Source organism: Candidatus Avelusimicrobium aviculae (genome assembly GCF_949292495.1).
In the GTDB taxonomy this organism is placed as follows: Bacteria; Elusimicrobiota; Elusimicrobia; order Elusimicrobiales; family Elusimicrobiaceae; genus Avelusimicrobium; species Avelusimicrobium aviculae.
In genome coordinates, this window is sequence record NZ_CASEZB010000016.1 from 17,023 (window position 1) to 42,900 (window position 25,878).

A 25,878-nucleotide genomic window follows, 5' to 3' on the forward strand; every position below is an offset into this window, starting at 1 on the left:
AGGAAAAAATGTCTGCTACCGTAACTAATTTTGCCGTGCGTACCGCCGCGTTTGATTTTGCGGCGCGTGCGTATACATACCGTTTGGTTTTGGCTTTTGTTTTTACTTGTTTTATTTTGTTTTCCGTTGTGTTTGACCATTCCCGCACCGGTATATTTATCTTATCTCTTAGCGTATATTTGTTTTGTACGGACCTTTTCCACCGCGCCGCATTAAAAGATTTGGCTTGCGGGCGTTTGTCTTTTGCCCTTATGGTCAGTTTATCTGTAACGGCGGCGTTTGTATATTCCATATTAAAAACATTTGTTTCGGCTCCGCTTTTTGGTTTGCCCGGTGATTTGTATTTGGAAGGGGCTCTTTTGGCTGTTTTGGCTTTATGGGTGATGCGCCGGGAAGTCCAGCGGAGGGAACAAACCAAAGTATTTATTAAGAAATTGGATGATTTTCTTCCCAAAGCCGCGCGCCTGTGCCGAGGCCGCCGCACGTTTAAAGTTTTTGCGCATGAACTAGCCCCCGGGGATATTATTTTGGTTAAGCCGGGGGAGCGCATCCCTTGCGACGGGGTGGTGGCCAAAGGAGCAAGCGCCGTAGATGAAAGCATCATTACGGGGAATATGCTTCCTACCGCCAAAAAGAAAGGAAGCGTTATTTTTGCCGGAACGCTAAACAAGGCCGATGAAATTTATATAGAAGTAACCGGGCTGTTGGCTACTTCGGTGGTGATGGATATTATCAACGCCATTAAAAACAGTGAGATTAACCGCGCCCCCGGTGTTTGCTTTTTGGACCGCGCCGCCAAATTTTACCTTCCTTTGGGCATTCTCTATGCCGGAGGGGTTTTTTTATGGCTGCTGCATGCAAGCGGGTATCAAAACGTATTTTATTATTCTGGCGCGTTTTGGCTTTCTTTAGCGCTGGTCTGCACTCCGGCGTTTGTGTTTGCCGCCTGGCTGGGCCATTCCTTTGCCTATGCGGGGGCCGCGGCGCATAAAATTATTTTGCAAAATGTAGACGCGTTAGACCATTTGGCCGAGTCCGACACGTTGTTCTTTGATAAAACCGGCACCCTTACGCATGGGGAATTGCGGGTGGAAGGCGTTTTTGCGGAAACAGCCTCCCAGCTCAAACAAATGTTGGAAAGCGTATCTTCCGCCGAGCAAATGGTAGACGGGCCTTTTGCCAAAGCGGTCAATCTATATGCTAAGGAACACAATATTAAGCTGCGTAAAGTAATTTCTTTTGACGTCTTGCCAGGGTTGGGGGTAGTGGCCAACTGCGGGCGGGATAAAATTGTATGCGGCCGGGAAACTTGGCTTAGGGAAATGGGGATAGAAACACAGGTGGAGATGTTCTCCGGAGATAAACCGCTTATTTGCGTGGCTAAAAACGGTAAATTTTTGGGGCATTTAACCCTGTCCGATACGCTTCGCCCCGGCGCGGCGGACGCGGTGCGCTTTTTACAGCAGAAAGACAAAGAACTCGTGCTTATATCAGGTGATAATGAATTATCAGTTTCGTCTATTGCCAAACAAGTGGGTATTGAAAAGATGAGCTATAACGTGCTTCCCAAAACCAAGGCGGAAATCATTAATAATATGCGTGCCGCCGGGCATAAGGTGGTAATGGTGGGGGACGGTTTTAACGATATTATCGCGCTGTTGCGTTCAGACGCCAGCATTGTGTTCTTTTCCGGGCGCAATTTATACAATAACTGGGTGGATATTATTATTAAGCGTAATGACTTGTACTCATTGCCTGATTTATTTAAAATAAATAAAAAGTTGAAGCGGGTTATACACGGCAACTTTTTCCTTTCTTTTTTGTTCGGGGCGGGATTGGCCTTTTACGTATTGTTTGGCGTGAGAGGCAGCTTGCCTTGGTATACCGTGCCCGGCGGGTTAGCGCTGGGGCTGGGTATCGTTTTCTTAAATTCAGCGAGGTTACTTAGAATAAGATGACACAGGATATTGATTTTGGTTATACTTCCGACCACGCCCGCAAAAACGCGGATGCCGTTCTGCCGGATATACAATGCTGGCCCAACCAATATAAACGGGACTACGACATTAAAATAGAACTGCCGGAGTTTACTTCCGTTTGCCCTAAAACGGGCCTGCCGGATTTTGGCGTGATTACGATTGAGTATGTTCCGGATGAATTGTGTTTGGAGCTAAAGTCCCTTAAATATTATTTGCTTGAATACCGCGATATGGGCATTTTTATGGAAAATATCGCCAATAAAATTTTGGACGACGTGGTAAAAGCTTGCCGTCCTAAAAAAGCGACGGTAACGGGTACGTTTACCCCGCGCGGCGGGCTGCGCTCCGTCATTGTCGCCAAGTATGAGAAAAAATAAATGGCTAAAAAACCTCTTTTAGCGCTGCTTACATTAGCGCTTACCTTGGCGGCAGGCGCCGGGGCGGTATATGTGTTGTTCCCGTCAGACAGCGGGGAGGCTCCTTTGCTGGAAGAAGCCGCGGAGCAACTGCCCCCGCAGAAGCCAGCCGAACAGGAGGCTCCTCTCAGCGCCAGTATTTCTACCGCTAATTTAGAAAAAGCTTCTTTGGCGGAAGGGGTGGAAGAAGCAGACCCTGAGGAAACAGAATTGCAAAGCGCCGCTGATTTGCCGTCTCAGCTTTCTAAGATTAAGGTAGAGGGAATGGTGGGCATTGCTCCCCGGCAGGAAGAAAACAAGGAAGCTTTAAATCAAGAGGAAAAACAGCCTCTGCCCATTGCCTTGAAAGATATTCAGGACTTATCAAAAGCTGTTGTTAACTTACAGCCGGAGGACAGTCAAGAGGGGGGAAATGACTCCTCTTCCGAATCATTGACTGACACCCCTACCGGCATAACCATGCTGGAGGCCCCGGTAAAAGTGCGCCTAATAAAAAACACGGCGGAGTATAAAGCATTTAAAACCATCGCCCGCGGAAAATACCCCGAAGTGGATTTTAATAAACAGATGTTGGTGGTGTTAGAGTCTGACAGTAATTTGCCGGATAAAGTTTTTGAAATTCAAACCATAGAAGAAAAAGACGGTAAAATATTGGTTTCTTACCGTGTGAATATTTTTGGGTTGGAAGACAAGCTAAACACGCACAGCGTTAAATCTATTGATAAAACGGCTCTTCCGATAGAATTAAAACAAGTTTTATAATAATATTGTCTTTTTTGTATAAAACACCCCGGGTAAGAAATTTACCCGGGGCGTTTTTAGCAAAAAGCGGGGCTATTTAAGCAAGTTTTCAGAAGGTTTAAAACGTACTTTTTGTTTGGCTGGCACTTGCACTTTTTCCCCGGTTTTAGGGTTACGGCGCGTAACGGGGCGGGCCGTTTTTAAGTGAAAAGAGCCAAAATTACTGATAACCACTTTGCCGTCTCTTTTTAGGCCGTGTTTGATGATTTCAAACACTTTGTCTACAGAGGTTTTCGCTTGTTTTTTGTCTAATACATGACGGGTAAGGTGGCGGATAACATCATCTTTATTCATAATTCTATTTTTCCTTATTTACTTATTTGTTTCCACGGTTTATAAAACCCATGGCGTGCAACAGCACGTGCGGTTTTTCCCCTTTGCATACAATTTGCCAAATGGCGTCTATAATAGGGGTTTCTAAATGGTTTTTGCGGGCGATGTCATACACGCTTTGCACGGTATTTACGCCCTCGGCAATAGTGCCTACTTCTTTCTTGGCTTCTTCTAAGGATAAGCCCGATCCTAACTTCTCTCCCAGTCTGCGGTTGCGGGAAATGGCGGACATGCCGGTAAGGATAGCGTCCCCAAACCCGGCCAGGCTGTATACGGTGTTGGCGGCGCCCCCTTGGCTGACGGTAATATCGTTCATTTCAGCCAGGGCTTGGGTAATAAGGGCCGCTTTTGCGTTTGCTCCGTCCCCAATGCCGTCAATCACCCCGCAGCCAATAGCCAGCACGTTTTTAATCCCGCCGCCGTATTCCACGCCGCGGCGGTCTTGCGCCGGGACCACAATAATCGGGTCTGCGTTGAATACCTCGGCGATTTGGGCGGTAAGCTGGGGGTCTTTTCCGGCCAGCATGATTTTGGTGGGAACCCCTTGGGCTACTTCCAACGCAAAGCTGGGCCCGCTGAAGGCTAAGGCTTTGCCTTGTATTTGGGGGAGTTCTTCTTCCACAATTTCGCAGATGGTTTTAAATGTTTTGTCTTCTATGCCTTTGGAGGCGCTTACCACCGGCACCGCTTTTCCCGCCAAAAGCGGTTTTAGCTGTTCCCGGCAGAAAGAGCGGATAGCCTTGGAGGAAATAACAAAAACAATTAAATCGGTGTCTTTTACGGCTTGGGCCACATCCCCGGTAAGGCGGATGTTGTCATGCAGTTTAAAATTCGGAATGTTGGGATGCGTACCGCTGGTTTTAAGTACGTTTAAAAGCGGTTCGGAATATTCCCACAGAGAAACATGATAGCCTTTTTTTGCTAAATGCTGGGCGATGACGCTGCCCCAAATGCCAGCCCCAAAAACGGTAATATTATTTATTTTCATTGTCTTGTCTCTTTTTGGCACCGTCTTCAAATTTTAATTCTTTATGGGCCAGCAGGCGTTTGATGTTGGGTACGTGTTTATAAATAACCAGCAGGGCAATGGCCGTTACCATGATGTTGACGGACATGGGGTGTTTTCCGATTAGAAAGCTGGCTATGGGCAGTACGACGCACGCAAAAATGGAACCTATGGAAATACGCCCCCATAAGGCCACGCAAATGACAAATACGCCAAAAGCGATGGCGGTGGGGATAGGCAGCAACGCGGCAAATACGCCGGCGGAAGTGGCTACGCCCTTGCCGCCGCGGAATTTAAGGTAAATGGTCCACATATGCCCCAAAATGGCAATAGTGCCGCAGGCAATGGCAACCCAGTATTTATGCGGGCTGTCCGCGCACAAGTATAAAGCGGCGGAAACCGGTATGAATCCTTTTAACGCGTCCACCAAAAACGTACTTACGCCGGCCCATTTCCCTACGGTGCGGTATACATTGGCCGCCCCGGGGTTGCCGGAACCGTGCTCCCGGATATCAATACCCATTACTTTTTTTGCAATCAGGTAGCCGGTAGGCACCGCTCCCAAAAAATAACTGACTAAAATCAAAACGATAACGGTAGTTGTCATATATTCCATTATATTAAATTTTGATACAGGGTTTTTGTGTGGCTTTTTCTGTGTTTTTTATATAAACTACTATATATGAAATATTTTACTTATTTTTTAGCCGTTTTGGGGTGTCTTCCTGTTTTTGCCTACGGGGAAGAGACGGAAAAGACCCCTCAGATTAACGCAGACGCTTTTTTGGCCCAGAAAGGCTTTACCGTATGGGCCGATGAACGCACGCCGGACGGGCAGGTGGAGGCCGCGCATTGCCAGGCGGTGCGTTTAACGCGGGATTGGTACATTACCGCCGCCCACTGTGTGTATGATTTTTGCGGCGCAAACCGTTCCTGCGTGGTGCAGTTTGATTTGGCCCAATCGCCGGACCCATTGCTTGCCCAGGCCCGGGTGCATAGTAATTCTTCTCTTCGCAATGTGTTTATTTTTCCCGGGTATAATCCCGCTCAAAACCGAAACAGCAGTTTTGATGTGGCGCTGATTCGCTTTGCCCCAGGGAAAGACGGCTACCTATTTATGGATTTGGATAAAGAAAAAGAACTTTCCCGCGCGGAGTTTGAGAAGAAACTTCCCTTTTATCCGGAAACCCAAGCCCAGTGGAACGCCCCCGCCCCGCGTTTATTAACGTTTGACGCGGCCGTTTCCGCACGCATTACGCCGCCCATAGCCGTTCCCCGGGCGGAAAAAGGGCATATTTCTTGGGTATATAATACGGGAGGGCAGGCCTTTTTTGTGAGCGAACTGCAGCACTGTGTTTCCACCGCGTTTGGCGTGCAGAAAGGAAACAGCGGCGGCGGCGTGTTTACGGCGGAGGGGGATTTGATTGGAATTGTGTCTATGAGTTTCCAAAACAAAAACGGGGCGATGCCCTTTAAAGACGCGGACGGCAAACCCCTGCCCACCATCCAAAACGCGGATTCTTATTTTGTATTTACCGGTTTTAGCAGCGGGGTGCTTGCTTTTATACGCAGCCACGTGCCCCAAGTCCGCTTTACCGGGGCGGTGCCGCGGGCTGCCCAGCTGACCAACCAAAAGTTTAACCGCATTATTTCCGCCTTGGACGCGGCCATGCAGGCAAGCTAAGCCAAGCGGTGTTTTAAACTTTCAAAATTACCCTCTGTGGCCATAAAGGTTAGTATCAGGCCGCGGGGGGTTTCTTTTCGGTTAATCACGAGGGCTTTTTCGTAAAACACGCCCAGGTGTTGCAGCTGCTCCGTCCGCAGGGTGAGGGTGCGCACTTTCCATTTATAAGAGGCGGCTTGCTCCACCCGCCTGAGCAGGGCGGTCAGGTTGGCTTCTTCCAGCGCGCTTACAAAAACGGCTTGCGGGTGTTGGGCGCGCAACAGTTCCAAACGCCCGGGGGATAGGAGGTCTGTTTTATTAAAAACGGGGATAAGGGGGATGTTTTCGGCCTTTAAATCCGTAATAATTTGCAGTACGGTGGCTTCTTGCTCCCGGCGGTTGGGGGAGGACGCGTCCTGCACGTGCAGAATGACGTCCGCAAAAGCGGTTTCTTCCAGCGTGGCCCTAAACGAAGTAACCAAACTGTGCGGCAGTTTTTGTATAAACCCCACCGTATCCGTAAACAGCATTTCCCCGCCGCTTGGCATATGCACGCGGCGGGTGGTGGGGTCTAGTGTGGCAAAAAGTTTGTCATCGGCATATACGCTTTGGTTTTGGGTAAGCGCGTTTAACAAGGTGCTTTTGCCCGCGTTGGTATAACCCACCAGCGCAATTTGCGGCAAGGGAACCTGGGATCTTCTTTGCCGGCGCAGGCTGCGGCCGGCTTTTACTGCTTCTATTTCTTTTTCCAGGCGGCTGATACGCAGGCGCAGGCGGCGGCGGTCATATTCCAATTTGCGTTCCCCGGGGCCGCGCATACCAATGCCGCCTTTTTGCTGCATCATAGCGGCCCCCCGGCCGGACAGGCGGGGCAAGAGGTATTTTAATTGGGCCAGTTCCACTTGCAGTTTCCCTTCCTGGGTGCGGGCGCGCTGGGCAAAAATGTCTAAGATAAGGCGGGTGCGGTCCAGCACTTTGGCGGGGAGAATTTCTTCCAAATTATTCTGTTGGGCGGGAGAGATCTCATCGTCAAAAATGACGCCGTCCGCCTTTAGCGTCGTTGTCTGGAGGGCGATTTCTTGCAGTTTTCCTTTTCCTATCAGCGTGGCGGCGTTAAACGCTTCCACCCGTACGCGGTACATATATACTACTTCCGCCCCGGCGGTGTGGGCCAGGCGGCGCAGTTCTTGCAGGGTTTTTTCGTTTTGCCGCTGGGTTTTCAGGCAGGCGCTTACCAAAATGACGCGTTCCATAATTCTATTTTATAAAAGTTTTAATGCCGGCTAAATGAAAGGATTTGGGCGCACAGCGCAGGCAAAGAAAAATCTTTAGGGTCTTGTAAATGTAGTTTTAACGCCTGGGTATAACGGTTGAACCAAGTGCGCTGGCGTTTGGCGTACTGGCGGGTGAGCTGGGCAATTTGTTCTATGGCCTGCCGGCGGGTTAACTGCCCCCGTAAAAAAGCCGCGGCCTGCGGATAGCCCAAACTTTTCAGGGCGGGTGCGTCCGCCGCAACGCCTTGGTTTAAAAGGGTTTGGGTTTCGGCGCACATGGGGTCAAAAATGGCTTCCGTGCGGGCTTGTATGCGGGCGTCTAGGGCCGGTTTATCCCAATTTAAATAGACAAATGCGCTTTTTTCCGGGTCCGGCAGGGTGTGAAAAAGGCCGCTTTTTAATTGGCTGGCGGGCCGGCCCGTAAGCAGGCATAATTCCAAGGCGCGCATGGTGCGCTGTACGTTTCCTGTGGGAATAGATTTGGCGGAAACGGGGTCTTTTTGGGCCAAGGCCGCGTGCAGGCCTTCTTTGCCTTTGTCTTTCAGCAGGGCGGTTAATTGGGCCCGGGTTTGCGGGGTGGAGGGGGGAAGTGTATCCATGCCCACAAAATAAGCGTGCAGGTACATTCCCGTCCCTCCGGCAAAAATAAGCGGGCGTCCCGGATGTTGAACGGCAATTTCCCGCGCGCTCTCTGCAAAGGCGCCCGCGTTAAAAACGTCTGTTACGGGCAAAAAATCCACTAAATAATATGGTAAGCCTTCCACAAAGTACACACCGTTTTGCCACACGCCTTGCGGTTTGGCTGTCCCGGCGGTTAAATGGGTGTATACCTGGCGGGAATCGGCGGAAATAATAATTCCGTTTGTCTGCCGGGCCAGTTCCAGCGCCAGTTCTGTTTTGCCGGAGGCGGTAGGGCCGCAAATAACAATGGGTTTCATAACTTATATTTTAGTAAATTTGCCCCAGGCAAACCCGGAGATAATAAAAACCGGGGCCTTTTTAGACCCCGGTTTTGGCATTTATTATTTGCGTAAGAGTTAGTTTTCAAACAAGCTTTCGTCTTTTTGTATTTTATTGCAAATGCGCCAGCATTTGCAGGTGGAAACGCATACATCCGGCAGTTTTAACAAGATGCGGGTGTCGCAGTCATTAAAATCATCCGCCATTTCGCTGATGGCTTTGGCGTCTTTTTCTTTAATGTTGGTAAATTCTATACCGATGGTGTATACATTTTCCCGCTGTTTTACCCAAGCCATCTTGGCGCCGATTTCCATTTTTTCCGTTCCCGGCAGCTGCAGACTGATGGAAAATTTATCCGCCAGCGGCGCGCCCAAGAAACTAATCATGCGCATGCCGGAGGCGGACAAGTCCGCCAAAATGGCTACTAGGCTGGTTTCTTTTCCGTCTTGGGTTTTATAAAAAAGGTTGACGGGTTCAATTAAATTGCTGATGACGGGCATGCGGGGGTGCCGTCTTTTTTCAGGGATATTTTTTTTAGTCATACTTACTCCTTGGCAAATAATAAAGTGCCGTCTGCACGGGCTATCTCAACGTCAACTATACTGCCTATTGTATAATTTTTGGAGGTTTTTACCCAAAAATTATTGGAAGAGCGCCCTTTATTTTCTTCTTCCATCAGCACTTGCTGGCGCGTGCCTATTTGCGCCGTATAGGCGCGGGCGCTTAAATCTCTCACTTTATTTAACAAAATATCCAGCCGTTGTTCCAGTGTCTCTTCCGCCAAAAGGGTCATTTGGGCGGCGGGGGTGCCGGCGCGGGGGGAATATTTAAAACAATAGGCGGCAAAAAATTGGGCTTGGTCCACCAAAGAAAGAGTTTGTTGGAAATCCTCTTCGGTTTCAGTCGGGAAGCCGACGATAATATCCGTGGAAACCGTCATCTGGCAGTCCGCCAAGGCGGCCAGTTTTTCAAGCAGTATTTCCCGCGTGTAGCCGCGTTTCATTTCCCGTAATACTTTGCTGGAGCCGCTTTGTATCGGCAAGTGAATATGCTTGGCGATTTTGGGGTTATGGCGTACGGCGGCCAAAAAATCCGGCGTGATATAGGCCGGGTGGGGGCTCATAAAACGCACCCGCTCCACGCCGGGCACTTCGCTCACGCGGTTTAGCAAATCGGCAAAAGAGGAGGCTCCGTCTTTATAAGCGTTTACGGTTTGTCCCAAAAGCATAATTTCTTTAGCCCCTTGGGCGGCCTTTTGGCGCACTTCCTGCAAAATATGCGGGGAGGACAGGCATTTTACCGGCCCGCGTACATAGGGAACAATGCAATAAGAGCACCTAAAATCACATCCCCGCATAATGGTTACGTATCCGGTAAGCCCTTCTTGCGCGGGAGAAAGGGTTTCCTGCGCGGGGGGAAACAGGCTGCTTTTGTCTAATAGAGTGGGAAAGGCATCTATACTTTTGGCTCCCGCCACTATATCTAAGAAAGGAAATTCTTTTTTCAGCTTTTCCCCCAGCCGCTGGGCCGCGCAGCCGGCAAAGATAATCACGCGGCCGGGCTTTTGCTGTTTCCATTTGGCCAGGCGCCCTAAGAAAGAAACGGCGCGGTGTTCCGCGTGCTCGCGCACGGTGCAGGTGTTTACTAAAATAACATCGGCCTCCTCCGGCGTTTGGGCAAGCTGGGCCCCCCGCGCGTGCAGGTGGGAGAACATTTCTTGGGAGTCTGCCAAATTCATTTGGCAACCGAAGGTTTGCAGGAATACTTTCATACGTATATAAAAAATAAAAGGCGGCCCTAAAGACCGCCTTTTGGCTTGCAAGAATTTAGAACTTATCGCTCAGGTTTTTAATGGCCTGCAAGATAGGCTGCGTAAGGTGTATTTTGATTACGCGGCGGCCTTTTTCTTCCAGCGCTTGGAAGTCACCCAAAGCCTGCGCGGCGCACAGTTGGCCAAAAGTATAGTGCTGGCCGGGGATTTGGATGTCATTTTCCGCGTCGGCGGATAAGATGATAAACACGCCGTTGTTGCCGTCCCCTTTGTGCAGCTGGCCGGTGGAGTGCAAGTAGCGCGGGCCGTAACCAAACAACACGGCGCGTTTGGTGCGGGTGAGGATTTTATCGCGCAGGGCCAACAGCGCTTTGGCTGCTTCTTCGGACGGATACACATAGGCCAGCAGGGCAATATAGTCGTTGCTTTCCAAGAGGGAGTAGACGTCCTGGGCCAAGGTATCAAATTTTACTTCTTTTTCAATATCTTTAGCCACCATGAAAGGTTTGTTAAGTTCTTCGTCTGAAATTTCTTTCTTTTCCAGTTTGCCCAAAATTTGCTTGGTCAGTGTTTTGGCGGCTTGCACGTTGGGTTGGTCAAACGGGTCAATAGCCATAATGGCGCCGGCGGCGGCGGTGGCGATTTCCCACAGCAGAAACTGGGCTCCCAGTTCATACTCTTCTTCCATAGAGATGGTCATTACCGGGTAGCTGCGTTCTTCCAAATCATCCATAATGGCGCTGACGCGTTTATCGTCTTCAGACCCATTGGAAATGTGTACAAATACGCGGTCTTCGCGGTAGTCAAAGTTTTTAAACAGTCCTTCGCCTACCACCGGAACAATGCCTTTGCCTTCTTTACCGGTGGATTCCGCCACCAGCTGTTCGGCCCATAAGCCAAAAGAGGCCAGTTCTTTGGGGGTGATAATGGTCAGCTTGTCTTTGCTGTGGTTGGCAAAGCTGGCGCCCATTAAAGCCCCTAATTTAACGGCGGCGTTGGTCTTAAAATCAGCCTCCGGGCCAAAGCCTTGGGCTTCTTTTTGGGCGATTTTAAGCAGTTTTACAATATCAACGCCCATTAACGCGGCCGGCACCATGCCAAACATGGACAGCGCGGAAAAACGCCCGCCGATATCGGCCGGGTTTAAGAAAATTTTGCGAAATTTATTCTTTTTAGCCAAAGTTTCCAAGCCGGTGCCCGGGTCTGTAATGGCGCAGAAGTTCTGCCCCGGGTCTTTTACGCCGGCTTTTTTCACTTCTTCATGGAAATAAGCGTATTGGGAAGAGGGCTCTACCGTGCCGCCGGATTTGCTGGCAAAAATGAACAGGGTTTGGGCCGGGTCAATATGGGTTCTGGCGGCGTGCACCCAGTCCGCATTGGTGGTATCTAACACGATCAGTTCCGGGTAACCGGCTTGTTTGCCAAATACGGTGCGGATTACTTCCGGCGCGAGCGAAGAACCGCCCATTCCCATTACCACCACATATTTAAAATTTTGTTTTACATCGGCCGCAAAAGCTAAAATGTCATCCACGCGTTCCAGCGTCCAGTCATACACTTTTTGCCAACCCAAGAATTTTACGATAAATTCCTTGTGTTCTTTGTCCTGCTTCCAAAGGGTGGGATCTTTAGCCCAAAATTTGGTGTTAAATTCCAACCCTTCCAGTTTAATCAGGCCTTCGCGAATGATGCCTTCGGCCAGGGGAGTTTCGTGTGTGTTCATAATACTTGTATTCCTTTTTTAAAGACCTTGCGGCCTTATTTAAAATTTTGCTTTTCCGCTTGGAGTACTTTCTCCAGGCGCTCTTCGTGGCGGGTTCCCGCCAAAAAAGAAGCATTTAAAAATTGTTCCAACACGTTCTGCGCCGTGCTGGGGCCTATTACCCGCGCCCCCAGGCACAGAACGTTTAAATTGTCGTGCTGTACGCCTTGCGCTGCGGAGTAGGCGTCATGGCAGACGCTGGCGCGTATGCCTTTTATTTTGTTTGCGCTTACGCACATGCCTATTCCGCTTCCGCAGATAAGCACGGCCCGGTCCGCCTTGTTTTGGACCACCAAACCGGCGGCTTTAAAAGCGTAGTCCGGGTAATCTACCCGTTGGGCGCTGTTGGTGCCGCAGTCCAGCACTTCGTGCCCCATTTCTTTTATTTTTTCCACTACCGTTTCTTTTAACGGGAAACCGGCATGGTCACATCCTACGGCTATTTTCATAATACTCCGTTAAAAAGCTTGGTCTACCAGGTCGCACACGCTGTGGCCCAGAAAGATATGGCATTCCTGCACGCGCGGCGTATTGGGCCATTTGACAACCAAAGGCAGGTCTACAATGTCTTTAATGGTGCCCCCGTCTTTACCCAGCAGGGCGGCGGTAAAGCAGCCTTTTTGCTTGGCTAAAGCCAACGCCAAATACACATTGCGGCTGTTGCCGGAGGTGGAAATGCCGATTACCACGTCCCCCGGTTTGGCAAAGCCGTCTATTTGGCGGGAAAATACCACATCATAAGAGTAATCATTCCCCACGGCGGTCAGGGTAGAAGTATTGGTATTTAAGGCCAGAGCCGGCATGGAAGGGCGTTCTTTTTTAAAGCGGCCCACAAATTCCGCGGCGATGTGCTGCGCGTCTCCCGCGCTGCCGCCGTTGCCCATTAAAATCACTTTCCCGCCGTTTTTAAAACATTTAATGATTTGGTCGGCCAGGTCTTGCGTTTGTTGGGCTAAATTTTCCTTTACGTAAGTAAGGGCTTGTATCAGTTCGTCGGCTTCTTTTTGAATAAACATAAAAACCTCTTTAAAGTATTAAATTTTCTCTAAGCTTTCGCTTTTTATCCAGCCTTGTATGCCTTGGGATTTTACGATTACTTCTTCCCAATGATTGCGGCTGTCTTTTAGTATAACCAAATGGCCGTGGGTTAAATTGGCGCTGGCCGGGAAGTTTGTCCCCGGGCCGCTGCGCAGCTCTGCCGTGGGGCTGGCTACTACCGCCAAAACCTGCATTTCCTGCCCCCGCCGCAGATACAGCCACCCGCCGCAGATGATAAGCGCCGCCAGCAGGGCCCAAACCGTTTTTCCAAAACGGCGGTTTATTATCCATATGCACAGCAGTAAGGAAAAGGCCCCCAAGCACAGCATTGCCAGGCCTTTTAATTCGTTATAGGATAATAAAAAGAACAATTTGTGCAATACTTCCGGCATTCCACCCGGAACTAAATGTTCCCCGGCGCTTTCCATCGCCAAGTTTAAATTGTGGCGGATGTCCCCGTCCCGCGGGGCTAAGCGGAACGCCCTGTAATAATTGGCTACGGCCAAACCCATACTGCCCATTTTAAAATAGCAGTTACCTATATTGTAGTAAACATAGGGGTTGTTTGGGGCGTTTTTTAATTCATCTTCATACAAATTCAGCGCGGCGGAAAACTTGCCCTGGCTGTAATATTGTTCCGCCTGGGAGGCCTCTTCTTGGGCAAAAGATCCTGCGGCAAGCGCCGCCAACAAACCTAGAACAGCAAAAAGTTTTTTCATAAGCGGCCCTCCGAATCTAAATGTTTTAGCAGGTTAAGCGCTTGGGCGGCTAATGCGCGGGTGTCCGCCGCGGCTAAGTTTTCCGGAGCGAAGCGGGCGGCGTCCAGCCGTTGCCATAAAGCGGCAAACGCTTTTAATGTGTCCGGGTGGACACCTTTTTGTTTTAATATTTCTAATACTTCGCGCAGTTTATTGCTGCCCATGTTAATGTGAAAACGTTTTAATAGAAATTCTTCCACCGCGGCGGCTACTTGTTCTTCCACACACGCTTTTTTTAATTGGTTGCGTGCGGTTAAAATGGGGGCTTTGCTCTTAAGGGAATCTTTCCCCAGCCATATCGCAAGCCGGCATATAACAGGTAAGAAAATGAATATCCACGCCAGCCAGGTTAATGCCCCTACGGACACCAACCAGCCCACTTCTCCCGGATATGGGTCTGTTTTTATATAGCGGATGTCTTTACCCAGCTGTCTAAACCCGCCGGAAGTATTGCCTCCCGTAAAGCTGACGGCGTTATCCGCCTTGGTAGAGGGGGTAACCTCCACGGATATGGGTTTGGTGGTCAACGTCACATAGCGTTTGGTTTTCGGGTTAAAATAGGACCAAGCCAACGCCGGTATGGTGTACGAACCGGATGCCGTAGGCACCAGCACCGTTTTAAACGTTTTGGTGCTTTGCGTCCCCCGGCCCAGGGGTAGGGTGACGGAGTCTGACGCCACGTCATACACCCGAAACCCGTTTATTTGCGGTATTTTTAAATCAGAGGTGGGTTTTAAATTACCCGGTCCTTTGACCGTAACGGTTAAATTAATGCTTTCCCCGGCTTCCACCTGGGTTCTGTCCGCCTGGGCTTGGAGGGTGAAATCCGTTCCCACCGCGCCATAAAAGCTGGCGGGGCGCCCGGCGGTGGGGGTGGCTTGTATGTTTAAGGTAATGGGGTTGCTTTTTACGAGTTGTTGGGGCTCCGCCGCCAAACCGCCAAAAAGACGGTCAAAGGCGGAAAAGACGTCATTGCTGCCGGGTTGGAATTGCACCATAGCCGGCCCGATAACCGCCTTGCCCGCCTGTACGCCGGACAGCGCGTAGCGGTTTTCTATATAGCGAAACATTTTTCCTTGTAGGATTTGGCTCCCTTCCGTGTTTTGTTTAAGGGGTTCCATGAAAATATTGTTTACCGTGGGGGGAGTGTAAGGCGGCTGCCCCGCGAAAGGACGGGAATAATAAAAGCGCACAATGAGTTCCACCTGTTGGTTTACGTAAGGGGACGTATTGTTGACGGCGGCCGTCATAAAGAAACTCTTATCCCCATTTTGCTCCGCCAGGGTGTCCGTGGAAGCGAGCGCTTGCGGAATGGTGTTTTGCGTACGGGAAGAGACGGCGGAGTCATAATTGCCGCCCGTGCCGGAAGAAGACGCTTGCTGGACGGCCCCTCCTTTGCTGCGGCCGGCAGGCACGCGCCGGTAAATGTTTACTTGTATGGGTTGGGTGGTGTATACTTGGCCGTTATAGGTAAAGCGTATGGCTCCAATAGTAGCTTGCGTGGGAAAACGCGGCAGCATAACATAGCGGAAAACGGTGGAAGTCTGCCCGTTGATGTTCATGGAAGACACTTCTCTGGAATATACGTTAAAAGCCGGCAGGCTGGGCAGCTGGGGCATGACGACATTGCCCGACGCACCGGTAATTTGTACGGTCAGCGTCAGTTCGTCATCTAGGGACAGGTTTGTTTTGTCTACGCTGGCCGTCATGGTTACTTGGGCATGGGCAGCCAGCGCCGCCGCCGCAAAAGCCAGTGTAAGTAAAAAGTTACGTATACGCATACAATTACCAATCCTTTTCTATGCCGGAATCTTCCAACCCGCCCGGGGTGGCGTAAGAGGGGCGGTATTCATTTTCTTTGGCCATTTGGGCCACCCGCTGGGCTTCTTCTTTACTCATTTGGGAAGAATTTGCCTGATTTTGCTGTTTTTGTTGTTGCTGTTGTTGATCTTGTTGATTGTCCTGCCCGCCCTGATTGTTTTGGTTTTGGTTGTTGTCCCCTTTATCGTTTTGGTTATTGTTAGAGGAGTCTTGCTGGTTTTTTTCTTTCTGTTCCAGCACAATTTGTAAATTATGTATGGCTTCTTTATCCTGCGGGTTTTGTAAAATGGCTTTGCGGTACGCCGCGATGGCGGCGTCCAAATCTTGCGCGCGGTAAAACGCGTTGCCTAAATTAAATTGGGCGTCTTGTTTGCGTTCCCCCGGTTTTTGGGAGGCGTTTTCCCACGCTTCTTGGGCTTCTTTGTATTCTTGTAAACGGTAGTGGGCCGCGCCGATATTAAAAAGCGCTTCTTGGTTATAGGGGTCCTGGGACAGCGCTTTTTGATAAGAAGTCAATGCCTGCCCGAATTTTTGTTCTTTGTAAAGGCGGCTTCCTTTAGACAAATCCCCCTTTACCCCGGCCATGGCGGCGGGGCATAAACAAAAAATAAAGAAAACAGATAGCGCTTTTTTCATCTTCTTTTATTGTACCTTTTTTGACCCGGCATCTGCGGCGGCTTTGCCGGCCGGCCAAAGCAACCATAAACAAAACAGCAAAATAGCTATACCCAGCGGGATTTGATAGCGGTCTTTATAACGCGCATGGGCGCCTGACGAAGAATAGCTTCGGTCCAAATCCTTCAGGTTCGCTTCCACTTTGGAAGCCACCTGGGCGGGTGTAGTATAGTGGATATAGGCTCCGTTGGTTGCCTGAGCCAACTCCAAAAGGGATTTTTCATCTAATTTGCTGACGACGGTATTTCCGTTTTTGTCTTTTTTATATTCTAATACTTTGCCCGATCCGTCCACCCGCTGCGGTATCAGCTCCCCTTCTTGGGTACCAATCCCTACCGCAATAACGCGGAGGCCGTTTTCTATTGCGATTTTAATGGCTTTTTTAAGCTGGTCCGGTTCATGGTCTTCCCCGTCCGTAAGCAGGATAAGGGCTTTTTGCCCCGGGTATTTAGACAGCATGTGGGCTGCCAAGTCTACCGGCGCGGCTAAAGCGGTTCCGGGCACCGGCAGCATATCCGGCTTTAAATTGGAAAGAAAATATTTAAGAGCTGCCTCATCGGTGGTAATAGGGCACTGGATATAAGCCTTGGTGGTAAAAGCGATAATGCCTATGCGTTCATCTTTCAAGTTGGAAATGAGCATGGACAGCATGTTTTTAGCGTTAGCTAATCGGTCTGGCTGTAAGTCCCGCGCTTTCATGGAGGAGGACACATCCACCGCTATCACGGTTTGCGCGAATTTCCCTTCCGCCTGCATTACTTCCGTCCCCCACTGAGGCCGCGCCAAAGCGGTAAAAAGAAAAAACAAACCGGTAAAAAAGAAAATGGCGTTTAATTTATGGTTTAGGCGCAGCCCGCCCGTCAGCTTGGCATAAGCCTGGGGGCCAAAAAAAGCGTTGATGGCGCGGTTTTTTAATTTATTTCCGGCCAGCCATATGGCGCCCGCCGCTAAAGCGGCAAGTAAAAAGTATATAAAAAATATAGGTTTTCCAAATAATTCCATATTAGGGTACCCTTATTAAAAATAATTTTTCCAACACCAGCCCCGCAGCCAACAAGATAAGGCCGGCTAAAACAAACGGCAGATAAAAATCACTCTGGTTGGTGCGGATGTTATAGGTAAAAGTGGTTTTTTCCAATTCATTTATTTTATCGTAAATATTGGCCAGTTCCATTTCGTTTTTGGCGCGGTAAAACTGCCCGTTGGCCGTTTTGGCCATTTCCATCAGTAGGCCTTCGTTAATTTCTTCTTCCTGGCTGGAATATACGCCGCTGCCCGGCGGGCTGGCGGTGGCAATAGTATAGAGCTTTATGCCGTAGGAAGCGGCCGCCTGGGCGGCCAGGCGGGGGTCTATCGTTCCGGCGTTGGAGTCTCCGTCCGTCAGTAAAATGATAATTTTGCTTTTTGCCTGGCTGTCTTTTAAATGGGATATGGCTACCCCCACCGCGTCCCCAATGGCTGTATAGGTGGGGTCAATAATGCCCAAATAAAGCGCGTTTAACAGCTCCCGCACGGCGTCATGGTCCAGCGTAAGGGGGGCTTGCAGCATAGCATAACGGGAGAATACCACCAAGCCCAGGCGGTCATTAACGCGCTTTTGGATAAAGCTATCCGCCGTGCGCTGGGCGGCGGCAAAACGGTTGGGGTAAAAGTCCTGCCGCTGCATAGAGGCGGAAACGTCCATCACCAGCATAATATCCACCCCTTGTGTTGGGGGAATGGTGGTGTGGCGCAACAGCACCGGGCGCGCCAAGGCCAGCACAAACAAGACGAGCGCCCCCGTATATAAGGTAACGGGAAGCCACTGGGTAAGCAGGGCGCGCAGAGAAGCTTGTTGTATGGTTTGCTGAGTGCGGGAATAAAGCACATGCGGGGTGAAAGATTTTTTCCAAATACTTTTGGCGGCCAGCACGCCTGCCGGCAAAATAAGCAATACCAGCGCCCAGGGATTTGCAAAAGCGGCTTTTGTCCCCAGCAGGCGCTGGATGATTAACGCCGCCAGCAACAGCGTGGTGAGGGTGCCAAATGTCCATATCAAAGCGGAAAAAACCTTTTCCGGCAGGTTAATGAATAAAGAAGATAACAGCACCAGTATTAATAAAACGCAGGATATTAAAAAAAGTGTCATCATTTGGCGGCCTCCTGCCGGGTAGAGGGGGTTTTTACTAATTCCTGGCTTTTGGGGGTAGTGGAATCAATAAGCAAACGCAGAATGTCTATATCCCGGTTGCGGTATTCTTCCGGCGGGACGGCGCGTGCAAATTTTACCAAATCGCTGGAGCTTAAAAATACGCGCAATTTGGGTAACAGCGGCGCCATCAGTTCCTGCCCGCTGTTTTTAATGCGGCGCAGCATTTCGGCTGAAGTGTCTGCCGTGGTGTCTATATTAAAACGGCGCAGCAGGTATTCACGCAGAATATCCGTAAGCGTTAGATAAAATATTTTGTATTCGTGGCGTTCCCAGAGGCCGCTTTGTATAAGGGCTTCCAATTTGGAAAGAGCCACCTCTTCGCAAGGGCGGTTGTCTTGGGGGGCTCCCAAGGCGCGGGCGGCGGCTTGTTTGCGTTGCCAATAATACCAGGCCGCATAGACGGCACCGGCTGCTACTAATAAGATAAGCAACCACTTGAACCAGGCAAAGGGGAAATGCGGGTCCCGTATTTCCCGGAAGTTATTGTCTTTGAACGTTTCTGCTTTGGAAACGTTTATTTTGGTTTCTTCTGTGGAAATGGAGTTGACTGTTTCTCCGTCTGCGTTTTTAAGTAAAAATGTAAGCGGGGTTAATTTGGCTTCCTTTAACTCAAAGGGGTAAGCCGTAATGGTATAGGTAAACGTGCCGGGGGAGTCGGGCATGCCTTGTATAGAGGAAAACTCAAAATCTTTAGGCAGGTTTTCTTCATCCAGTTCTACTTTATAGCCGGGCGCGTGCGAAAAAGAATAAGAAAGAGTAATGGGCTTAGCAAATACGGCCGAAGAAGGCACTTGCTCCTGCGTAAAAGCAATAGGCGGCTTATTGCCGGTGGCGGTTTGCCGCGCCCGGGGTTGAGCGGGAGCCTGCCCGCGGGGAGCGGGCGCCTGCTGGGCGTAAAGCGGCAAGGAGCATGCACAAATAAAAAAGATTAAAAAACGTTTCATATTACCTCTTTAATTTTTTGGCGCGGCGTTTGAAAAACGCGATAACCGGGTCCGCCGCCGGTTGGGCCGTATCTACGGATATGGCCTCTATCTTAAGCGGGTTAAAAAGTTGTTTTAAGGCGTAATCTCTTTGTTGCGCGTCTTGTTGTAAATGCGCAGCGGCCGCGTGGGAGAGGGTCAGCATGCCCTCGGCCCCGGTTTCCGGGTCCTGCACGGCTAAACAGGCGGACAGGGCGGGAAGGGTTTTTTCTCTTCGGTCTGAAATCACTACGGGAATTAAGTCAAACTTTTTGGCGGCCAGGCGGAACGGTTTTTCAAACTGTTCAATGGGGGCCATAAAATCTGACAGCAAAACCAATATGCCTTGGCGGCGGATTACTTTGGTAAGCGTTTTTAAGGCCAGGGCGATATCCGTCCCTTTAGAGGAAGGCTCAAACGCCAGTAATTCCCTGATTAAGCGCAAAATGTGTTTTTTGCCTTTTTTGGGGGGAACAAACAATTCTATTTTGTCAGAAAACAGCAACAGGCCCACCTTGTCATTATTGGTCATGGCGCTGAACGCAAACAAAGCGGCCAATTCCGCGGCGGTTTCTTGTTTTAATTTATCCCAAGAGCCAAAACGCTGGGAGGCGGAAACGTCACAGGCGATGATAAGCGTCAGCTCACGCGTTTCATTGTATTTTTTTACAAAAGGCACGCCGGTTCGGGCGGTTACGTTCCAGTCTATGGAGCGTATATCATCCCCGGGGATATATTCGCGCACTTCGGCAAATTCTATCCCTTGGCCCTTAAATACGCTTAAATATTCGCCGGAAAAAGTTTCTGAGACCAATTTCCCGGTTTGTATTTCAATTTGGCGTACTTTTTTTAAAATTTCCGCGGTATCCATACGGCTTACCCCCGGCGCGCGGTTACGGTACGTCCACGGCGTCAAAGATTTGTTTGACGATTTGGTCAGAGGTTACGTTCTCGGCCTCGGCTTCGTAGGTTAACAATACGCGGTGGCGCAGTACGTCCAGGCCGATGGCTTTGATGTCTTCCGGCGTTACATAGCCGCGTCCGTTTAAGAAAGCGTATGCCTTGGCGGCTTGCGTTAAGAAGATGGTGGCACGCGGGCTGGCTCCGTAAGCAATAAAAGAGGCCAGCTTTTCCAGGCCGGCGGCCTTCGGGTCGCGCGTGGCAAAGACCAGGCTGACGATATAATTTTTAATTTTTTCATCCACGTAAATGCCGTCCGTCACCTGGCGGGCTTTTAAAATCATTTCCGGGGTGACCTGGGTGTTTATTTGCGGCTGTTGGTGGGTGGACATCCTTTCCAAAATTTGTTTTTCCTCTTCCCGGGTGGGGTAAGTAACCAGCACTTTAAGCATAAAGCGGTCCACCTGCGCTTCCGGCAGGGGGTAAGTGCCTTCCTGTTCCACCGGGTTTTGGGTGGCTAACACCATAAAGGGGGAAGGGAGGGCGTAGGTCTTTTCCCCAATGGTTACTTGGCGTTCCTGCATGGCTTCCAACAGGGCGCTTTGCACTTTGGCGGGGGAACGGTTAATTTCGTCCGCCAGTACAAAGTTGGAAAATACCGGCCCGCGTTTGGGGTAGAATACGCCTTCTTTCGGGTTGAAAATGAGAGTACCGGTAATGTCGGCGGGTAACAAATCCGGCGTGAACTGAATGCGCTGAAATTGGGCGTGTATGGCTTGGGACAGGGTTTTTACGGCCAATGTTTTTGCCAAGCCGGGCACGCCTTCTATCAAGATATGACCGTCGGCCAGCAAGGCCACCAGCATTTTTTCCAGCAGGTCTTCCTGTCCTACGATGACTTTGCTTACTTCCCGTTTTAAATCCTGCAGGAAAAGGCTTTCCGCCTGTACTTGTTTGTTTAAAGTGTTTATATCCATACAACCCCCTTTTACGCGGTGTATGCCAAAAGGCATTTCCTACCTATATTATAAATAAAGCCGGAAAAGAAAATAAAGCCTTTTTTGGGTTATTTGGCGCAAGCGGCGGTGCGTTTTTGTTTTGCGGTTAATTTTTTTAGCCGCTTGTCCGCGGCGCGTTCTGTTAACCACTTTTTAAACGTCCAGAAACCGGCAAGCAGGAAAATCACCTCAAACAGCGGCAGACAGTGTATTACCCAAGGGCCTTTTTGCAAAATGGAGGATTTAGAAACAACGAACCCCCCATACATGCAGAGCGGAATAATTCCCAACAAAGCATAAAGAAGGGTACTAAGAAGCAAGTCTGTTCTCCAGTCAGGCATGTACTCCAGCATCAGGCCATATTTACGGTAATTATTTAATTGTTTTTCTAAAAATGCGGCATAAAGCGTGTCTTTAGCGGAGGGGTTTTCTTCAGTCTGCGTGTGTATTGCGCAGGAGCGGCATTTTTTAGCGGCGGATATCAGGCGGCGCAGCCCCGCAAAGCCGGTATAATGGGCAATGGTGTACGTTTCATTTTGCGTTTGAAAAATTAAGGTAGCCTTTCTTATAAAAGGAATTGTTATATTTTTGAGCGAGAGCAGTTTTGGCTGTACATTTAGGGTGAAAAGGGTGTCTTTGTAGGAACAGGCGACGTTCCCCGCGTTATTAGGGGTTTTTAAAAGGAGGTCATGCTCGTAAAACGACAGCTGGCTAAAGGGCCGCGCGGAGAGGTGTTTTTGGCGTTTTCGGATAAAGTCTAATACGCTAAACCCTATTATGCCGGCCAATACCCAAGGGAGACTGTAATAAAAGAAAGCCCCCGCCGGCAGATGCAGCATGCTTTTTTTAAATTCCGCCCATACCTGCGCCCAGGAAAGGGGGCGCGTGTCCCCGATGAAGGCTATCCACAGTATCAGTAGCATGTATACCCAAGCAAACAACAGGACCTTAACCCCTAAAATAAAATAAGAATAGGGAAATTTGACAGTAACTATAAACGGATAGTTGAGGGCGGGGAATTTAGCCATTATTTTTGTTTTGCTTTTTCCAGTTTTTTGGCGGTGTAAGCTTCTGTAATGTATTTTTTAAAACAGGCAAAGCAGACCAAAAGTATAACCGCAAATATTGCAGTCATTACCAAAACCAAGAACGGATAAGGGGAATAGTTTATGATTAGCAAAAACATGTTCCCCAGCAAAAACCCCAAACAAGCGGTTATAATGCCCAGCCATAAAAACCCGTTGCGGGTTTTGGGAAATACGGTAAGCATAAGGCCGTAACAGAGGTAGTTTGTAAGTTGTTCTTCTAAAAAGCGGATATAGTCTTTCTCGTCTTGGGTGGAGGGGGAGCCCCCATCGGCTGGGCGGGCTTTGGCGAGGCAAGAGCGGAATTTCTTTCCTTCGTTTAGCATTTGGCGTATAAAAGGCAGGCCCTCATAATGTTGGGCGCAAAAATCCCCGTCCGGGGAGGAAAAAGACAGCTTTACCCCGTTTATATTGCGTATAGGCTGGTGGTATTTATTATAGGTAATGGTGATAAGGGCGGTAAGGGAGAAGTCCGTCTGTTCGTAGGGCAAAAAAACCGAGGGGCGGGAAAGGTTTTGCCCCAGTACAACACCTTTTTCTTCAAACGAGAGACTGGTTATGCGGGGTTGGGTGGCATATGCACGGCGTTTTTTGAAAAAATTCCAAACAAACGTTGCCGCCATAAACAGCAAGGCCCAAGGGAAAATATTTAATAAGATAAAGTAAAACAAACTGTCTTCGCGCGTATCTTGCAAAACGCTTTGCCAAATTCCTTTTAAAACGGAGTCACTGCCGGATGTTAACCACAGCACGCCCGCAATCAAAATACATATGTAGAAGACCAGGGCAGTGTATGCCTTTGGCCAGGAGAGGGGTTCTATTTTTATTTTCATAGCTTATAGTCTAGCAAAAATAATATATACTTAAAAAAATAAATATTGGCAGCTTGTTGAAGGGGTTTTTTAACATGGCAAAGTGCTGTTTGTTTCTATCTTTTATTTTCTTAAGCGTGCACCCTTTCGCGCAAACGTTCAGGGCGGATAGGGAATTGGTTTTAAAGTGCAATTCCTGCCGCGCGGAGTTGTATGAAAAAATGCCAAATCCGCCCTATTTGGCGGTTTACCAAAAAGAAAACAAGACGCTGGTGGTGTTGGCCGCTAAACATGGCGCGGTTTCTATTCCAGCCGTACAGTATGCGTTTGATGTTTATACCCCGCAAATCGTATTAGCGGAACGGGAACCAGGGGAGGAATTTGGCCCGTGTTCTTCTTATGAAGACGGCTATACTGCGGCGCTGGCTGGCAAACACAAAGTGCCGCTTGTGCGGGCGGACGTTACTTTGGAGCAACAATGGCAGTTTGCCCAAACGCAAGGTTTCTCCTACGAAGATTGGCAAATGCTGTGGATTATACGGGAAGCCTATTACCGGGCCCGGGAAACCGAGGAACCTTTTACCGCCCGGCAAGCGGTTCATTCCTATGCCAAGAGGGACCACCACCCCGCTTGGGGTACGCTGTTTACGCCGCGGCGCCTGGAAAAGTATTTCAGCGGACATTATAAGCAGGAGTTTAACCGGACTGATTTTATTAAATTATTTCAGGATTTAATGAACGTATATCCAGAACAATGGGTTACCCAAACCCCGTTTTACCGTTTAGAAAAAGCCACCTCGCATGCCCGCAGCCTGTTTATGCTGGAGAATATCGCCGCTGCGCTTAACCGATATGATGTGGTGTTTATAGAAATGGGCGCAGGGCACTACTTGGATTTAGTTCCGGCTTTGCAAGAAATGTTAGGTACTCCCGAAATAACGGCCAGCGCTCAGCTTCCACCTCAGCAATTATGGAAAGACTGCCGGATAGACGCATTGGAAGAAATTATATTGGTAAAATAGCAACCCAATGGCTCCAAGCAATTAAAGGTGGGGATTGGTTGAGGTGAAAAAGCTGTAAATTTAAAAATTATTCCGGCAGGAATCTAACCGCAAGAGTAATAAAAAAGGCACTTTATTAGAAGTGCCTTTTTAAACGCGCTAAAGATAGAAGAACCCGTGATCTTAATAATATTGCAAAGAAGGGGCAAATCCGCTCACTATCTCCTATAAGCAACTGGGGCAGCTGCTCACGGGGCCTTATGGGTGGGCTGTTCCTAAGGCGGGCGGCGCTTATCGGTAATTGTGTATAAATAATTGTACAATAAAGTATCTTATGAATTTGCCTCAAGAATTTACTGATTATACTTCCCGATTATTTGGCGCCGCGCGTTGGAAGCGTTTTGTTCAGTCGTTTTTGCAGGAAACGCCCGTAAGCGTGCGGATAAACCCGTGGAAGTCGGCGGAAAACCCCTTCCCAAACGCCGATCCGGTGCCATGGTGCCGGCAGGGTTTTTGGCTTAAAGAGAGGCGGCGTTTTACGGTTGACCCGCTCTTTCACGCGGGGGTGTATTATGTGCAGGAGGCCGCTTCGTTATTTTTGGATTATGTCTTGCGGCAGGTGGTTACTGCTCCCGTCAGCGCGCTGGATTTGTGCGCCGCGCCGGGGGGAAAATCCACCCTTATGCGCGCCGCCTTGCCGCAGGGCTCTGTGCTGGTTAGCAACGAGATTGACCGCCGCCGCGCCAATATCCTATTGGAAAACATCTTAAAACAAGGGCACCCGGATGTATTGGTTACGCATAATGCGCCAAAAGATTTTGCCAAAACAAACCTACTATTTGACGTTATTTTGACGGATGCGCCGTGTTCGGGCGAGGGTCTTTTCCGGCGGGAACCTGATGCCGTCAACGAGTGGAGCCCGCAAAATGTGCATTTCTGCGCGCAGCGCCAGCGGCAAATTTTGAGTGATATCTGGCCGTGCTTAAAGGACGGCGGCTTATTGATTTACAGCACCTGCACCTTTAATACGCACGAAAACGAGGAAACCGTCCGTTGGATTGCCGAAGAACTGGGGGCGGATATTTTGTCTGTGCCCGTTTTTTCTGATTGGCAAATTACGGGCAGTTTGCTGGCGCATTGGCAGCAGCCTGTATATCGTTTTATTCCGGGCACTACCCGGAGCGAGGGGCTTTTTATGGCCATTCTTCGCAAACGAGAGGGGGAGAATACGTTTTCCACGTTGCCGTCCTCTTTGCGGGCACAAGTGAAAAAATACCCCTTATTGCATGTGCTTTCTGACGGAATTCCTCAGCCAGAAGCTAAGGGGCGGGAACAAATTCCCTCAGCGGCGCAGGCGCTTTCGCTGGCCGCGCAGGAGGCGGAATTTCCACGGGCGGAGCTCTCCTTAGAAGAGGCTTTGCGCTATTTACACAGAGAAACACTTAAGTTGCCCGGCAACACGCCGCGCGGCTTTGTGCTAGTGACGTATCACGGGCATCCGCTTGGCTTTGTAAAAAACTTGGGAAACCGGGCCAACAATCTCTATCCCAAACCTTGGGCTATCCGCAATTTGTAGAAAGCATAATAAATTGGGCAAACGGGGCCGTAAATTTTGAAAAGAAGGAACAAATCGGACGGGCTGAATAATAAACGGAAGATCCTTGCCTGTTAG

At 49.5% G+C, this 25,878-nt stretch carries 26 protein-coding genes; 6 read left to right on the forward strand and 20 right to left on the reverse strand.

Annotated features, from left to right (window positions below; genetic code table 11):
* The first annotated feature begins 8 nt into the window (after positions 1–8).
* Genes ACQY33_RS03485 through ACQY33_RS03495 form a run of 3 tightly spaced genes read left to right on the forward strand, consistent with a single transcriptional unit; the run spans position 9 to position 3,157 of the window.
* Positions 9–1,958, forward strand: coding sequence for a heavy metal translocating P-type ATPase (locus ACQY33_RS03485; RefSeq protein ID WP_428073980.1), 1,950 nt, complete (start codon positions 9–11; stop codon positions 1,956–1,958).
* The gene (queF, locus tag ACQY33_RS03490; RefSeq protein ID WP_428073982.1) at positions 1,955–2,356 is read left to right on the forward strand and encodes a preQ(1) synthase; all 402 of its coding nucleotides are present in this window, start codon (positions 1,955–1,957) and stop codon (positions 2,354–2,356) included. Before ACQY33_RS03485 ends, queF begins: the two co-directional genes overlap by 4 nt.
* A complete protein-coding gene (locus ACQY33_RS03495; protein WP_428073984.1) occupies positions 2,357–3,157 on the forward strand; it encodes a hypothetical protein in 801 nt (266 codons plus the stop codon).
* A 72-nt stretch (positions 3,158–3,229) separates the two neighbouring features.
* On the opposite strand, the gene ACQY33_RS03500 is transcribed toward ACQY33_RS03495, so the two are convergent.
* From ACQY33_RS03500 to plsY, 3 genes are read right to left on the reverse strand one after another with little or no spacing between them, the layout of a single operon-like run.
* Positions 3,230–3,490, reverse strand: a complete 261-nt coding sequence (locus ACQY33_RS03500) for an HU family DNA-binding protein (RefSeq protein WP_428073986.1) — start codon at positions 3,488–3,490, stop codon at positions 3,230–3,232.
* Between the two features lie 22 nt (positions 3,491–3,512).
* Positions 3,513–4,517: an NAD(P)H-dependent glycerol-3-phosphate dehydrogenase gene (locus ACQY33_RS03505; RefSeq protein ID WP_428073988.1), complete on the reverse strand. Its 1,005-nt coding sequence runs from the start codon at positions 4,515–4,517 to the stop codon at positions 3,513–3,515.
* Positions 4,504–5,142 carry a glycerol-3-phosphate 1-O-acyltransferase PlsY gene (gene plsY, locus ACQY33_RS03510; protein ID WP_428073990.1) on the reverse strand — a complete coding sequence of 213 codons (639 nt, stop codon included), beginning with the start codon at positions 5,140–5,142 and terminating at the stop codon, positions 4,504–4,506. The genes ACQY33_RS03505 and plsY overlap by 14 nt, the downstream gene beginning before the upstream one ends.
* A 75-nt stretch (positions 5,143–5,217) precedes the next feature.
* Here plsY and ACQY33_RS03515 point away from each other — a divergent pair, with 75 nt between their 5' ends.
* The gene (locus ACQY33_RS03515) at positions 5,218–6,219 is read left to right on the forward strand and encodes a trypsin-like peptidase domain-containing protein (protein ID WP_428073992.1); all 1,002 of its coding nucleotides are present in this window, start codon (positions 5,218–5,220) and stop codon (positions 6,217–6,219) included.
* Here ACQY33_RS03515 and hflX read toward each other — a convergent pair.
* The 17 genes from hflX to ACQY33_RS03600 form a co-directional block, all read right to left on the reverse strand.
* Entirely contained in the window at positions 6,216–7,451 is a 1,236-nt protein-coding gene (hflX, locus tag ACQY33_RS03520; RefSeq protein ID WP_428073994.1) for a GTPase HflX, read from the reverse strand. The genes ACQY33_RS03515 and hflX overlap by 4 nt on opposite strands.
* Positions 7,452–7,471: 20 nt before the next feature.
* Complete coding sequence (gene miaA / locus ACQY33_RS03525; RefSeq protein WP_428073996.1) at positions 7,472–8,410, reverse strand: tRNA (adenosine(37)-N6)-dimethylallyltransferase MiaA; 939 nt, start codon at positions 8,408–8,410, stop codon at positions 7,472–7,474.
* Positions 8,411–8,509: 99 nt separating this feature from the next.
* On the reverse strand, positions 8,510–8,974 hold the full coding sequence (locus ACQY33_RS03530) for a PilZ domain-containing protein (protein ID WP_428073998.1): 465 nt from the start codon (positions 8,972–8,974) through the stop codon (positions 8,510–8,512).
* Between the two features lie 2 nt (positions 8,975–8,976).
* Positions 8,977–10,203, reverse strand: a complete 1,227-nt coding sequence (gene miaB / locus ACQY33_RS03535) for a tRNA (N6-isopentenyl adenosine(37)-C2)-methylthiotransferase MiaB (protein ID WP_428074000.1) — start codon at positions 10,201–10,203, stop codon at positions 8,977–8,979.
* A 55-nt stretch (positions 10,204–10,258) separates the two neighbouring features.
* Positions 10,259–11,926: a glucose-6-phosphate isomerase gene (locus ACQY33_RS03540; protein ID WP_428074002.1), complete on the reverse strand. Its 1,668-nt coding sequence runs from the start codon at positions 11,924–11,926 to the stop codon at positions 10,259–10,261.
* Between the two features lie 35 nt (positions 11,927–11,961).
* Positions 11,962–12,414, reverse strand: coding sequence for a ribose 5-phosphate isomerase B (rpiB, locus tag ACQY33_RS03545; RefSeq protein ID WP_428074004.1), 453 nt, complete (start codon positions 12,412–12,414; stop codon positions 11,962–11,964).
* A 9-nt stretch (positions 12,415–12,423) separates the two neighbouring features.
* Positions 12,424–12,981: a D-sedoheptulose 7-phosphate isomerase gene (locus tag ACQY33_RS03550; protein ID WP_428074006.1), complete on the reverse strand. Its 558-nt coding sequence runs from the start codon at positions 12,979–12,981 to the stop codon at positions 12,424–12,426.
* An 18-nt stretch (positions 12,982–12,999) separates the two neighbouring features.
* The gene (locus ACQY33_RS03555; protein WP_428074008.1) at positions 13,000–13,722 is read right to left on the reverse strand and encodes a tetratricopeptide repeat protein; all 723 of its coding nucleotides are present in this window, start codon (positions 13,720–13,722) and stop codon (positions 13,000–13,002) included.
* Positions 13,719–15,542, reverse strand: a complete 1,824-nt coding sequence (locus ACQY33_RS03560; protein WP_428074010.1) for a BatD family protein — start codon at positions 15,540–15,542, stop codon at positions 13,719–13,721. The genes ACQY33_RS03555 and ACQY33_RS03560 overlap by 4 nt, the downstream gene beginning before the upstream one ends.
* Before the next feature lie 4 nt (positions 15,543–15,546).
* Complete coding sequence (locus ACQY33_RS03565) at positions 15,547–16,218, reverse strand: tetratricopeptide repeat protein (protein ID WP_428074012.1); 672 nt, start codon at positions 16,216–16,218, stop codon at positions 15,547–15,549.
* A 6-nt stretch (positions 16,219–16,224) separates the two neighbouring features.
* Positions 16,225–17,259, reverse strand: coding sequence for a VWA domain-containing protein (locus ACQY33_RS03570; RefSeq protein ID WP_428074014.1), 1,035 nt, complete (start codon positions 17,257–17,259; stop codon positions 16,225–16,227).
* A 1-nt stretch (position 17,260) separates the two neighbouring features.
* On the reverse strand, positions 17,261–18,388 hold the full coding sequence (locus tag ACQY33_RS03575) for a VWA domain-containing protein (RefSeq protein ID WP_428074015.1): 1,128 nt from the start codon (positions 18,386–18,388) through the stop codon (positions 17,261–17,263).
* Positions 18,385–19,392, reverse strand: a complete 1,008-nt coding sequence (locus ACQY33_RS03580) for a hypothetical protein (protein ID WP_428074017.1) — start codon at positions 19,390–19,392, stop codon at positions 18,385–18,387. The genes ACQY33_RS03575 and ACQY33_RS03580 overlap by 4 nt, the downstream gene beginning before the upstream one ends.
* 1 nt (position 19,393) lies before the next feature.
* Positions 19,394–20,281, reverse strand: coding sequence for a DUF58 domain-containing protein (locus ACQY33_RS03585; protein ID WP_428074019.1), 888 nt, complete (start codon positions 20,279–20,281; stop codon positions 19,394–19,396).
* 22 nt (positions 20,282–20,303) lie between these two features.
* Positions 20,304–21,287 (reverse strand): AAA family ATPase, encoded by a 984-nt coding sequence (locus ACQY33_RS03590; protein ID WP_428074021.1) that lies wholly within the window; start codon positions 21,285–21,287, stop codon positions 20,304–20,306.
* Positions 21,288–21,376: 89 nt separating this feature from the next.
* The gene (locus tag ACQY33_RS03595; protein WP_428074023.1) at positions 21,377–22,231 is read right to left on the reverse strand and encodes a hypothetical protein; all 855 of its coding nucleotides are present in this window, start codon (positions 22,229–22,231) and stop codon (positions 21,377–21,379) included.
* 104 nt (positions 22,232–22,335) lie between these two features.
* Positions 22,336–23,226 (reverse strand): hypothetical protein, encoded by an 891-nt coding sequence (locus tag ACQY33_RS03600; RefSeq protein ID WP_428074025.1) that lies wholly within the window; start codon positions 23,224–23,226, stop codon positions 22,336–22,338.
* 74 nt (positions 23,227–23,300) lie between these two features.
* On the opposite strand from ACQY33_RS03600, the gene ACQY33_RS03605 reads away from it, so the two are divergent.
* Positions 23,301–24,227 carry a hypothetical protein gene (locus ACQY33_RS03605; RefSeq protein ID WP_428074027.1) on the forward strand — a complete coding sequence of 309 codons (927 nt, stop codon included), beginning with the start codon at positions 23,301–23,303 and terminating at the stop codon, positions 24,225–24,227.
* A gap of 313 nt (positions 24,228–24,540) precedes the next feature.
* Positions 24,541–25,782 (forward strand): methyltransferase RsmF C-terminal domain-like protein, encoded by a 1,242-nt coding sequence (locus ACQY33_RS03610; protein ID WP_428074029.1) that lies wholly within the window; start codon positions 24,541–24,543, stop codon positions 25,780–25,782.
* Positions 25,783–25,878: the final 96 nt, after the last annotated feature.

Bases quoted from the DNA above. Each gene is read 5' to 3' on its own strand.
- ACQY33_RS03585 (WP_428074019.1), bottom strand. From the start codon at position 20,281: ATGGATACCGCGGAAATTTTAAAAAAAGTACGCCAAATTGAAATACAA.
- miaB (WP_428074000.1), bottom strand. From the start codon at position 10,203: ATGAAAGTATTCCTGCAAACCTTCGGTTGCCAAATGAATTTGGCAGAC.
- ACQY33_RS03560 (WP_428074010.1), bottom strand. From the start codon at position 15,542: ATGCGTATACGTAACTTTTTACTTACACTGGCTTTTGCGGCGGCGGCG.
- plsY (WP_428073990.1), bottom strand. From the start codon at position 5,142: ATGACAACTACCGTTATCGTTTTGATTTTAGTCAGTTATTTTTTGGGA.
- ACQY33_RS03600 (WP_428074025.1), bottom strand. From the start codon at position 23,226: ATGAAAATAAAAATAGAACCCCTCTCCTGGCCAAAGGCATACACTGCC.
- rpiB (WP_428074004.1), bottom strand. From the start codon at position 12,414: ATGAAAATAGCCGTAGGATGTGACCATGCCGGTTTCCCGTTAAAAGAA.
- ACQY33_RS03540 (WP_428074002.1), bottom strand. From the start codon at position 11,926: ATGAACACACACGAAACTCCCCTGGCCGAAGGCATCATTCGCGAAGGC.
- ACQY33_RS03575 (WP_428074015.1), bottom strand. From the start codon at position 18,388: ATGATGACACTTTTTTTAATATCCTGCGTTTTATTAATACTGGTGCTG.
- ACQY33_RS03595 (WP_428074023.1), bottom strand. From the start codon at position 22,231: ATGCTACTGATACTGTGGATAGCCTTCATCGGGGACACGCGCCCCCTT.
- ACQY33_RS03500 (WP_428073986.1), bottom strand. From the start codon at position 3,490: ATGAATAAAGATGATGTTATCCGCCACCTTACCCGTCATGTATTAGAC.
- miaA (WP_428073996.1), bottom strand. From the start codon at position 8,410: ATGAAACCCATTGTTATTTGCGGCCCTACCGCCTCCGGCAAAACAGAA.
- ACQY33_RS03485 (WP_428073980.1), top strand. From the start codon at position 9: ATGTCTGCTACCGTAACTAATTTTGCCGTGCGTACCGCCGCGTTTGAT.
- ACQY33_RS03555 (WP_428074008.1), bottom strand. From the start codon at position 13,722: ATGAAAAAACTTTTTGCTGTTCTAGGTTTGTTGGCGGCGCTTGCCGCA.
- ACQY33_RS03605 (WP_428074027.1), top strand. From the start codon at position 23,301: ATGGCAAAGTGCTGTTTGTTTCTATCTTTTATTTTCTTAAGCGTGCAC.
- ACQY33_RS03565 (WP_428074012.1), bottom strand. From the start codon at position 16,218: ATGAAAAAAGCGCTATCTGTTTTCTTTATTTTTTGTTTATGCCCCGCC.
- ACQY33_RS03495 (WP_428073984.1), top strand. From the start codon at position 2,357: ATGGCTAAAAAACCTCTTTTAGCGCTGCTTACATTAGCGCTTACCTTG.
- ACQY33_RS03610 (WP_428074029.1), top strand. From the start codon at position 24,541: ATGAATTTGCCTCAAGAATTTACTGATTATACTTCCCGATTATTTGGC.
- ACQY33_RS03550 (WP_428074006.1), bottom strand. From the start codon at position 12,981: ATGTTTATTCAAAAAGAAGCCGACGAACTGATACAAGCCCTTACTTAC.
- ACQY33_RS03515 (WP_428073992.1), top strand. From the start codon at position 5,218: ATGAAATATTTTACTTATTTTTTAGCCGTTTTGGGGTGTCTTCCTGTT.
- queF (WP_428073982.1), top strand. From the start codon at position 1,955: ATGACACAGGATATTGATTTTGGTTATACTTCCGACCACGCCCGCAAA.
- hflX (WP_428073994.1), bottom strand. From the start codon at position 7,451: ATGGAACGCGTCATTTTGGTAAGCGCCTGCCTGAAAACCCAGCGGCAA.
- ACQY33_RS03570 (WP_428074014.1), bottom strand. From the start codon at position 17,259: ATGGAATTATTTGGAAAACCTATATTTTTTATATACTTTTTACTTGCC.
- ACQY33_RS03590 (WP_428074021.1), bottom strand. From the start codon at position 21,287: ATGGATATAAACACTTTAAACAAACAAGTACAGGCGGAAAGCCTTTTC.
- ACQY33_RS03580 (WP_428074017.1), bottom strand. From the start codon at position 19,392: ATGAAACGTTTTTTAATCTTTTTTATTTGTGCATGCTCCTTGCCGCTT.
- ACQY33_RS03505 (WP_428073988.1), bottom strand. From the start codon at position 4,517: ATGAAAATAAATAATATTACCGTTTTTGGGGCTGGCATTTGGGGCAGC.
- ACQY33_RS03530 (WP_428073998.1), bottom strand. From the start codon at position 8,974: ATGACTAAAAAAAATATCCCTGAAAAAAGACGGCACCCCCGCATGCCC.